Here is a 10,121-nt window from a genome sequence, read left to right on the forward strand (position 1 = left end):
ATATTATATTCAATAAGTTTGATGTGAAAACAGAAAAAGAGAGGAATAAAAATGAGTAATAAGAAGTTTATTTTGAAATTATTCATATGTAGTACTATACTTAGCACATTTGTATTTGCTTTGAATGATAAGCAAGCAGTTGCTGCTAGCTCTGGTAATGGGCTTGAAAACTGGTCGAAATGGATGCAACCTATACCCGATAACGTACCGTTAGCACGAATTTCAATTCCAGGAACACATGATAGTGGAACGTTCAAGTTGCAGAATCCGATAAAGCAAGTATGGGGAATGACGCAAGAATATGATTTTCGTTACCAAATGGATCACGGAGCTAGAATTTTTGATATTAGAGGGCGTTTAACAGAGGATAATACGATAGTTCTTCATCATGGGCCACTATATCTTTATGTAACATTGCACGAATTTATAAGCGAAGCGAAACAATTTTTAAAAGATAATCCAAGTGAAACGATTATTATGTCTTTAAAAAAAGAGTATGAGAATATGAAAGGGGCAGAAAATTCATTTAGTAGCACGTTTGAAAAAAAATATTTTCTTGATCCTGTCTTTTTAAAAACAGAAGGGAATATAAAACTAGGAGATGCTCGAGGGAAAATTGTAGTACTAAAAAGATATAGTGGTAGTAATGAATCTGGAGGATATAATAATTTTTATTGGCCAGACAATGAGACGTTTACTACAAATGTAAATCAAAATGTAAATGTAACGGTACAAGATAAATATAAAGTGAGTTATGATGAGAAAGTAAAATCTATTAAAGATACGATAAATGAAACGATTAACAATAGTGAAGATTTCAATCATCTGTATATTAATTTTACAAGCTTGTCTTCTGGCGGTACAGCGTGGAATAGTCCATATTATTATGCGTCCTACATAAATCCTGAAATTGCAAACTATATGAAGCAAAAGAATCCTACGAGAGTGGGCTGGATAATTCAAGATTATATAAATGAAAAATGGTCACCATTACTTTATCAAGAAGTTATAAGAGCGAATAAGTCACTTATAAAAGAGTAAAGATGGTGATTGTAAGAAGCGATGAACTACGTCGCTTCTTTTTTATTTTCTAAAAATTAACATTAAATATAGTTTTACATATCGTACGTTCATGATAGAAAAAAATCGAAACTTGCGATATAATTACACATATAAAATTTGTACCTATAAATTTTATATGTAGTAATAATTTTGATTTATTGTAATGAAACGGAGGTATATACTATGAAGTTTCCACATGATTTTTTATTCGGGGCTGCTTCAGCTTCTTATCAAGTAGAAGGTGCATGGAATGAAGATGGAAAAGGTGTTACGAATTGGGATGAGTTTTCAAAAATTCCTGGCAAAACATACAATGGGACAAATGGTGATGTAGCTGTTGATCATTATCATCGATATAAGGAAGATGTTCGCTTAATGGCTGAGATGGGATTAGAATCGTATCGTTTTTCTATTTCTTGGGCGAGAATTTTGCCGACTGGAGATGGAGAGGTAAATGAAAAAGGAATAGCATTTTATAACAACTTAATTGATGAATGTTTAAAATACGGGATTGTACCGTTTGTAACTTTATATCATTGGGATCTACCATTAACTTTAGAAAAAGACGGTGGATGGACGAATAAACGAACAGCAGAAGCTTTTGTAAAGTACGCAGAGATTTGCTTTAAGGCATTTGGTGATAGAGTTAAACATTGGATTACTTTTAATGAAACAGTGATGTTTTGTGGATTAGGGTACTTAAAAGGTGCACATCCACCTGGAATACAAAATGATGTTCCAAAGTACTTTCAAGCGACTCATTATGTATTTTATGCGCATGCAAAAACAGTTGCAGTGTACAAGCAGCTGAAACAATATGGAGAGATTGGGATTACGCATGTTTTCTTACCTGCTTATAGTGTGGATGATCAAAAAGAAAATATACTAGCAGCAAATCATGCGAATGAATATGAAATGTATTGGTACTATGATCCAGTTTTAAAAGGTGAGTATCCGTCTTATGTTGTGCAGGAATTAAAGGAAAAAGGATGGACTCCTAATTGGACGGTTGAAGAATTAGAAATCATTAAACAAAATGCCGAAAAAAATGATTTTATTGGCTTGAATTATTATCAACCGATACGAGTAGAAAAATACGATATGGATATAAAGAGCGAGGAGCATTCTCGAGAAAGCTCAACACTTGCTCCGGGTAACCCTTCTTTTGATGGGTTTTATCGAACAGTTAAAATGGAAGATAAAACATATACAAAATGGGGATGGGAAATATCTCCGGAAGGTTTCTTAGATGGATTGCATATGTTGAAAGAACGTTACGGTGACATAAAGATGTATGTGACAGAAAACGGATTAGGTGATGAAGATCCAATCATTGACGGAGAAATTGTAGATGTTCCGAGAATTAAATTCATTGAAGAGCATTTAAAAGTAATGAAGCGTGCGATTCAAGAAGGGATTAATTTAAAAGGCTATTATGCATGGTCAGTTATTGACTTGTTAAGTTGGCTAAATGGATATAAAAAGCAATATGGCTTTATTTTTGTCGATCATAATGATAACTTAAAACGTAAGAAGAAACTTTCGTTTCATTGGTATAAGCATATTATCGAAACGAGAGGAGAAAATTTATAAAAGATAAAAGAGTATTTTAGGAGAAAGTGTATGAGTGCAAAGTATAAACAAATTGCAGATATTTTAGAGCAAGACATTCGAGAAGGACTTTTTAATGAAACGAAAAAACTACCTACAGAAGAAGCGTTGATGAACCGATTTGAAGTAAGTCGTAATACGATACGTAAAGTGATTAGCCAGCTTGTTAATAGAGGCTATATTTTTCAAGTGCAAGGTAGTGGCATGTTTTTACGTGAAACTTCTGTAACAGATTACATTAATCTAGGCAGTTTGCGTGGATTAACGAAAAACCTCGTTTCACAAAATATTGAAACGAAAGTGTTAGAGCTTGAAGTAATAGATGCGGACGAAGAGATAGCAAAGCGGATGCAATGTGAAGTTGGAACTAGGTTATATTTTTTGAAGCGCTTAAGAATTGTAGATGGGAAACCATTCTCTATTGAAGTAAGTTATTTCAAAAAGGATATCATTCCTTATTTGAATGAAGAAATAGCATTAAGCTCTGTATACAGTTATTTCATTGAAGATTTACGATTAAATATTGGCTTTGCCGATAAAGTTATTAGTTGTGAAAAAGTAAATAAAGAAAATGCACAGCTTTTAGAAATAAATGAAGGTGATCCGGCACTTCTTATTGAAAATACAGTTCATCTTGTAAATGGAACCATTTTTGAGTTATCTCAATCGATGTTTCATTATGAAAAGACCAAACTTTTAAATCGGATTAATTTTAAGTGAAAATGAATATAATTAGCCTTGTAAAAAAGCAACTGATTCTAGGAGATCAGTTGCTTTTTATTTTGAAGTGGATGAGCAAAAAAACCTAAAAGTGGTTGGTCCGTTTTTCGCAAACTTCCATTATGATAAGAGAAGAAAGGTAGTATTTTATTGTACCTTAAGAAGGACATTTTATATGTATCTTCTTTGTTTAAATAGACTGGTTTTAGAGAGGTGAAAAGACAATGAGTTTTGCGATTTCACTAGTTGTTATTATTGTAGTTGTATCACTGTTTGGGACCGTACTAGTTGCACGAAATGTGGAGGAGAATTACGGTAAGTCTACAAAGAGGAATGTGAAAAACTTATCAGCTATCTATATCATTCTTCTTTTAGTGCTTCTTGTAGGAGTTACTTGGTATGCGGTCGTTATTTTATAGAGTTTATATATGATGAAGGAGTTAATATATTGATGAAAAATGAGCGCCACGTTTTAGTTGTTTTCCCGCATCCAGATGATGAGTCATATTGCGTGGCTGGCACAATTTTGGCCTATACTGAGCAGAAAGTCCCTCTTACTTATGTTTGCTTAACACTTGGTGAAATGGGGAGAGCAATGGGGAATCCACCTTTTGCAACACGGGAGTCTTTATATGCTATTAGAGAGAAAGAGTTAAAGCGAGCTACAAATATTTTAGGGATTGAAGATTTACGTATGATGGGATATCGTGATAAAACTCTTGAATTTGAAGAGCCTGAAAAATTAAGAAGTCTGATTCAAAACTGTATTGAAGAATTGAATCCTTCTGTAGTTATTTCTTTCTATCCTGGGTATGCAGTTCATCCAGATCACGATGCAACAGGGGCAGCGGTAGTAGAGGCATTAGCTAATATTTCGGAAAGTAAACGACCGGTCTTTTATGCTGTAGCTTTTTCGAAAAATCATGAAGACGAAATAGGCCCTCCGGATTTTAAAAATGAAGTGACGGAATATGTTCCGAAAAAATTAGAGGCATTACGAACACATGCATCACAATTTGCAACTAAAGTGGATGAGCTGGAAAGAGAGTATGAAGACGGTGTTCCAGAAACAGTTGAGTGGTTAGAAAGAGAGCCGTTTTGGATATATCCATTAAAGAATAAGAAAATGTAGTGCTATAACTGAAGGGGATTTATATGTATTTTATATATAAAAATCAAAAGGTTTATTACAATATAGAAGGATCGGGTCCTGTCATATTGTTTTTACACGGTCTTGGAGGAAACTCAAACAATTGGTTATATCAAAGACAATATTTCAAGGGAAATTGGACAGTGATTTCACTTGATTTACCTGGACATGGGAAATCTGAAGGACTGGAAATTAGTTTTAAAGAATACTCAAATGTTTTGTATGAGTTATGCAATTATTTAAAGCTACAAAAAGTAGTCATTTGTGGTCTTTCAAAAGGGGCTAGAGTAGGGATTGATTTTGCTATTCAATATCCAGGTTTTGTTTCTAGATTAATTGTTGTAAATGCATTTCCCTATTTAGAACCGGCAGATCGTAAAGAACGACTTGAAGTATATGATTTACTTAGTTTGCATGATAAAGGGAAAACTTGGGCGGGTACGTTATTGAGAGCAATGGGAGTAGAAGATAATGATGCAATTGTCCGAGGATTTCATCAATCCCTACAAACTATTAATCCGATGCATATTCAAAGGCTATTCGCTGAATTAGTTGATTACGATCAAAGACCATACCTCTCTAACATTGCATGTCCTGCATTAATAATACGAGGAGAGAATGATTATTTTGTTCCGGAAAAGTATGTGAGAGAATTTGAAAAACACCTGAGAAACGTGACTTTCGTTGAGTTGAAAGATAGTGGGCACTTGCCTTATTTAGAACAGCCTACTAGTTTTAATGTGACGGTTGAGACATTTTTAAATCATGCGCTTGATTAATACCATTTTCACAGTGAATACTATTATTAATGAATTCAGGACAACTGCTTGGAGAGGAGGGAACTAAATGGAATGGCAACCGAATCGTGAAAATAAGATACCAGTTTATAAACAAATTGCTGATTACATTGAAAGAGGCATTTCTACCGGTGAATTCCCTTCTGATAGAAAATTACCTTCTGAGCGTATGTTAGCACAGGAGTTACAAGTGAACCGGAGTACGGTAGTAGCTGCTTATGAGGAATTAAAATCACTTGGGGTAGTAGAACGGCAAAAAGGAAGCGGCACCCGGGTGAATACAGACATATGGGGTGTGTCACATAAACGAATACCGAACTGGGGTAGGTACGTTGAGGATGGATCGTTCTTGCCTAATGTACCACTTGTTCAACAAATTCGAACGGAAACACAAAAAGATGATTTAATCAATTTAGCGAGTGGTGAATTGTCACCAGAATTAATTCCGAGTGATAGATTTCGAACAATTTTGTCGGAGAAAACATTTATGGGAAATCTCGGTTATGACCATCCACTTGGAAATGAAATGTTGCGAAAAACAATTGCAGCACATGTCGAGCAATATAAACAAATAGAAGCAGATGCAAGCTCTATTCTTATTACATCTGGAGCTCAGCAGGCACTTAATCTTATCGTTCAATGTTTGTTAAAACCTGGCGATGCGATTGCAATTGAGGATCCTTCCTATTGTTATTCACTTCCGATGTTTAAATCAGCAAGTTTAAACATATTCCGTTTACCAGTTGATGAGCATGGAATGAATCCCGATGACTTAATCGATTTGCACAAAAAGCATCGCATTCGTATGGTATTTTTAAATCCAGATTATCAAAATCCAACTGGAACGGTACTTTCGTTGGCAAGACGTAAAAAGGTTTTAGAACTATCTTCTGAATTTGGTATACCGATTGTAGAAGATGATCCGTATAGTTTGACTTCTTTTAATGGAGAAGTGAATCCAACATTGAAATCGATGGAGCAAAATGGGAATGTTCTTTATGTAAGCTCATTATCAAAAATTGTTGCATCAGGATTACGTATTGGTTGGGTAATTGGCCCCACGCGCGTAATTGAGCGATTGGCAGATGCGAAGCAGCAAGTTGATTTCGGTCATAGTGTATTTACACAGTGGGTAGCGAACCAATTTTTAGAATCTGAGGATTTTCATACGCATATTACTATGCTTCGTGGACAACTGAAGCAAAGAAGAGATGAGTTAATTAGAAAGCTTGAAGAAATATTAGGGGACCAGGTTGAATTTTTTGTTCCAGAGGGCGGAATACATTTATGGTGTAAAGTGCAAGGAACGTTTGATGAATACCATTTACTAGGTGAATCTATACGCAATGGTGTAGCATTTGTCCCAGGAAGCGTCCTAGGTTCGAAAAGTGAATATATACGATTTACTTTTGGCAGAGCGAATGTCGAACAAATTCAGCTTGGAATTACAAGATTTGCAGAGACATTAAACGAGATTCAATAATAAATTGTGGGGATTTGGTATTGAAATGGGGAGTAGCAATTGAAGTTTTTGAAGCTTTTACTTCAAGTAGGAGTGCTATATATGTTTAGTTTGGTTGGTGTATGGATTCAGGAAGTATTTCATCTATCTATGCCAGGAAGTTTAATAGGAATGTTAATTCTTTTTCTGCTTCTTTCTACTCGCATTTTGCCATTAAAATGGTTTGAGATAGGTGCAGAAAAGCTAATAGTATTTTTACCTTTATTTTTAATTCCTTCAACGACGGGGCTAATGGAATACGGTTCATTTCTTTTAAGTAAGGGTAGTATTATGTTCTTTCTAGTTGTTGTAAGTACTTTAGTAACATTGATTATTTCAGGTTATGTAAGTCAATTATTAATAACATCTAAAAAATAAAATTGATAAGGTGCGCTATTCAAATGGTCTTAATTTTTATTACTGTAGTGATTTATTTATTGGCGATAAAGCTATATAAAAAATTTACGTTTCCATTTACTTTACCGGTGTTAACAGTTACGGCAATTATGATTTGCATATTCCTTATTTTCGGGATCTCTCATCAAGATTATAAGGAAAATGGGGGAGATATTCTTTCCAGTTTCTTGAGCCCTGCGATTGTAGCTTTAGCAATACCACTATTTAAGGAACGAAAAATACTTATGAAAAACTTCTTATCGATACTTGTTGGGGTAGTAATCGGTATAGTGGCTTTAATAAGTTTGAATGTAGTGATTGGGGAAATGTTGAATATAGATAAGGAACTTATATTAACAACTATCCCGCAATTAGCGACGATGCCTATTGCAATTTCATTAGCCGAACAAATTGGGGGTATTCCATCTATGACTGCTAGTTTTGTAGTTGTTGCGGGAATAACAGGTGCTATCATGGGACCGACAGTACTTAAACTTTTCCGTATAACAAGTACAATTGGAAAAGGAGTTGGGATGGGCTGCGCATCACATATCATTGGGGTGAGTCGTCTAGTGAAAGAGGGAGAGAAAGAAGCAACTATCGGTTCGGTAACGATGATTGTAACAGGGATACTTATTAGTATATTAGTACCTTATGGAATGAAATTTTTATTTTGAAAATTAATGAATCGTAATAAGGAGCATAACACTACTCATTTTAGAGTGTAATGGAGATGATTAAAATGACAACATGGTTTATAGTTACATTATTTATTTTTGGTGCTCTTAAAGTACTAGTTTCTAGTATGCCAACTTCTGTCGTAGAATCAATTATTAGTAGATTTGAGTTACATCAAAAACTTGAGGAGGAGAATACCTCCATATCGATAGATGGAAAAAATATAGAGGGAGAAATGAAACTACAAGTTATTAACGAATTTAATGAGGCCTTATTTTTGGATAAACATTATTTCCCACCTCAAGGAGAAGGAACACCAATAGTCATTGATACGAAAAAAGGGAATAAAGAGATTAGATTTTCTCTATATAGCTACGAGGAACATGTTGATGTAATAAAGCAATATAAGAAGAAAGTCGTTGCCTATCGTTTACGCTCTAAGAGTCTGCAAACACCTACATCATTAGCCATAACTGAAGAGTATGCTTAAGAAGAGACCTATAACGGTCTCTTTATTTTGGTAGCCAACGATATACTTTCCAAATAAAAGCAAGAAAAATCATATACCCAAACAAAGAATAAGTATGATGCCAATGCCCATTATGTACAAATAAACCTAGCCTCTCAGCAACTTGCTCAAAAATGCTAGCGCAAACGCCTATTGAAATAATAAATAGAGTTCTAGAAACTGTAGATAATGTTTTTGAAATTTGTATAAAAGAGGCTGATAAAATCGGTAGTACGAGTAATGTGAAAGCTATGTTAACTGAAAATGTGGATGAGAAGGGTCTAACTGGAAAAGAATATATTTGTTTATTAACAAAGAAAGCATCTAAACAAGTTCCAATAATAGCAGAGAGAAAAACTGTAATTATTAAAGCTAGAAAGTCATTCTTCCTCTCGGAGGAGGACATTTTTCTTTGCGAGAATTGCAAGTTCAATTTTTTCGAGTGTTTTGCAGTAGTCTTCTGAAATTTGTCCACTTATACTTTCCTCCTTATCAACTAAGTAATTTACAACTTGCCAATCAGTAAACCAATCTTTACTTTTATCTTCTTCATGTTTCATATCGCGCCATGCATAGATGAGTGCAGGGCTGTATATACGATATGCACCACTACGCAACTGGCATTTCTTTATTCGGCGTTTATAAAACTCACGGGAAAAAGATTCATTTACACTTGAAAATAAATGAGGCCAGTAATCTTTCCTTGAGCCTGTGTGTGGATGATGCTCGGCCCAACTTATTATTTGAGATAAAATATGTGTATCCCGAAATAATAGTGAATACAACCTTTTTCCAATTAAGATTCGTTCATGCAAGGACGTAAAATGTTTCATTGTATCACCAAATAGTAATACTTTTTGTTTCTTATCATTTTCGTAGAATGGGAAAAGGATATGATTAAACTGAAAGAAATCAAAGAGTTTAAATCCAATACTATTTAGTACAGTCTTTTGAAAGTGTACATTTTGAATAACCCTTTTTTCTAAGTAGTTTTGTTCATTAATAATAGTTGCGATCGCCAATGTTTTTTTGTTACCTGTTTTCCAAAAATCGTTCCACATCGTTTCCATAAATGTAGAAACATTTAGGTGAGGAAGAAGATGAAATAGTTTTTGTGATTTTTTAACACTTTGTTCATATAGCAAAAATTGAGGATATACATCTTGAAAAATGAGCCAATTTCCTCTTTCTAAAAAAGAAAAAAATGTAATTTGATCCTTCTCTGATAAAATCCTCGTATATAAGTCTCCCTTTAAATCAGTCATATTCCAACCACCGTTACGTGATACCATATGTCCAAGTAGTGCCCAATGTATTTCGGGATATTGAATGTAAAATTGATAGTATGCACGTGTTCTTGTGACGTTATTTTTATTTAGTTGTTTTGTCTGTACTTTTATTTTGTCGATGATGAGTTGCTCTTCTTTCGTTAATGTATACATGGTGCCAGAATGAATGAGTTTGCTTTTTTGTTTTAACTCATTTTTTACATCGAATAGGGAGAGAGGAAGTGCTTTGGAAGGATCGTTATATATATTATTTGAGTTGTTTGAATTGCTTCGGTACATTCCATTACCTCCCTTTTTTCATGAATGTAAACATGGCATTGGCTATGCACCATTCTATTTATTTTATTACGAGTATAAGAAATAAATGAACGGTGTTTTTCTACAAGTAATATAGTTATCATACAAACAG

The 10,121-nt window shown here is 34.2% G+C and carries 12 protein-coding genes; 10 read left to right on the top strand and 2 right to left on the bottom strand.

Annotation, left to right across the window (positions count from 1 at the left end; genetic code table 11):
• Nucleotides 1–51 precede the first annotated feature (51 nt).
• The 10 genes from AB3X48_RS12990 (at nucleotide 52) to AB3X48_RS13035 (ending at nucleotide 8,405) form a co-directional block, all read left to right on the top strand.
• Complete coding sequence (locus AB3X48_RS12990; protein WP_016105944.1) at nucleotides 52–1,041, top strand: phosphatidylinositol-specific phospholipase C; 990 nt, start codon at nucleotides 52–54, stop codon at nucleotides 1,039–1,041.
• A 204-nt stretch (nucleotides 1,042–1,245) separates the two neighbouring features.
• Nucleotides 1,246–2,655 carry a GH1 family beta-glucosidase gene (locus AB3X48_RS12995; protein ID WP_016105943.1) on the top strand — a complete coding sequence of 470 codons (1,410 nt, stop codon included), beginning with the start codon at nucleotides 1,246–1,248 and terminating at the stop codon, nucleotides 2,653–2,655.
• A gap of 30 nt (nucleotides 2,656–2,685) precedes the next feature.
• Nucleotides 2,686–3,393, top strand: a complete 708-nt coding sequence (locus tag AB3X48_RS13000; RefSeq protein ID WP_002111317.1) for a GntR family transcriptional regulator — start codon at nucleotides 2,686–2,688, stop codon at nucleotides 3,391–3,393.
• A 224-nt stretch (nucleotides 3,394–3,617) separates the two neighbouring features.
• Nucleotides 3,618–3,812 (top strand): hypothetical protein, encoded by a 195-nt coding sequence (locus tag AB3X48_RS13005; RefSeq protein WP_002066705.1) that lies wholly within the window; start codon nucleotides 3,618–3,620, stop codon nucleotides 3,810–3,812.
• A 32-nt stretch (nucleotides 3,813–3,844) separates the two neighbouring features.
• On the top strand, nucleotides 3,845–4,525 hold the full coding sequence (gene bshB2 / locus AB3X48_RS13010; protein WP_016105942.1) for a bacillithiol biosynthesis deacetylase BshB2: 681 nt from the start codon (nucleotides 3,845–3,847) through the stop codon (nucleotides 4,523–4,525).
• Nucleotides 4,526–4,548: 23 nt separating this feature from the next.
• A complete protein-coding gene (locus AB3X48_RS13015; protein WP_078172954.1) occupies nucleotides 4,549–5,322 on the top strand; it encodes an alpha/beta fold hydrolase in 774 nt (257 codons plus the stop codon).
• A 67-nt stretch (nucleotides 5,323–5,389) separates the two neighbouring features.
• Nucleotides 5,390–6,823, top strand: a complete 1,434-nt coding sequence (gene pdxR, locus AB3X48_RS13020; protein WP_016105940.1) for a MocR-like pyridoxine biosynthesis transcription factor PdxR — start codon at nucleotides 5,390–5,392, stop codon at nucleotides 6,821–6,823.
• Between the two features lie 39 nt (nucleotides 6,824–6,862).
• The gene (locus AB3X48_RS13025; protein WP_033710841.1) at nucleotides 6,863–7,219 is read left to right on the top strand and encodes a CidA/LrgA family holin-like protein; all 357 of its coding nucleotides are present in this window, start codon (nucleotides 6,863–6,865) and stop codon (nucleotides 7,217–7,219) included.
• Nucleotides 7,220–7,242: 23 nt separating this feature from the next.
• Complete coding sequence (locus tag AB3X48_RS13030; protein WP_016105939.1) at nucleotides 7,243–7,914, top strand: LrgB family protein; 672 nt, start codon at nucleotides 7,243–7,245, stop codon at nucleotides 7,912–7,914.
• A 65-nt stretch (nucleotides 7,915–7,979) separates the two neighbouring features.
• Nucleotides 7,980–8,405 carry a YfmQ family protein gene (locus tag AB3X48_RS13035; protein ID WP_002111310.1) on the top strand — a complete coding sequence of 142 codons (426 nt, stop codon included), beginning with the start codon at nucleotides 7,980–7,982 and terminating at the stop codon, nucleotides 8,403–8,405.
• Between the two features lie 22 nt (nucleotides 8,406–8,427).
• Here the strand turns inward: AB3X48_RS13035 and AB3X48_RS13040 are convergent, their stop codons facing one another.
• Nucleotides 8,428–8,829 carry a CBO0543 family protein gene (locus AB3X48_RS13040; RefSeq protein WP_078172960.1) on the bottom strand — a complete coding sequence of 134 codons (402 nt, stop codon included), beginning with the start codon at nucleotides 8,827–8,829 and terminating at the stop codon, nucleotides 8,428–8,430.
• On the bottom strand, nucleotides 8,804–9,991 hold the full coding sequence (locus tag AB3X48_RS13045) for a DUF2515 domain-containing protein (protein ID WP_016105937.1): 1,188 nt from the start codon (nucleotides 9,989–9,991) through the stop codon (nucleotides 8,804–8,806). Before AB3X48_RS13045 ends, AB3X48_RS13040 begins: the two co-directional genes overlap by 26 nt.
• Nucleotides 9,992–10,121: the final 130 nt, after the last annotated feature.

The organism is Bacillus sp. S4 (genome assembly GCF_040838205.1).
Taxonomy (GTDB): Bacteria; Bacillota; Bacilli; order Bacillales; family Bacillaceae_G; genus Bacillus_A; species Bacillus_A cereus_U.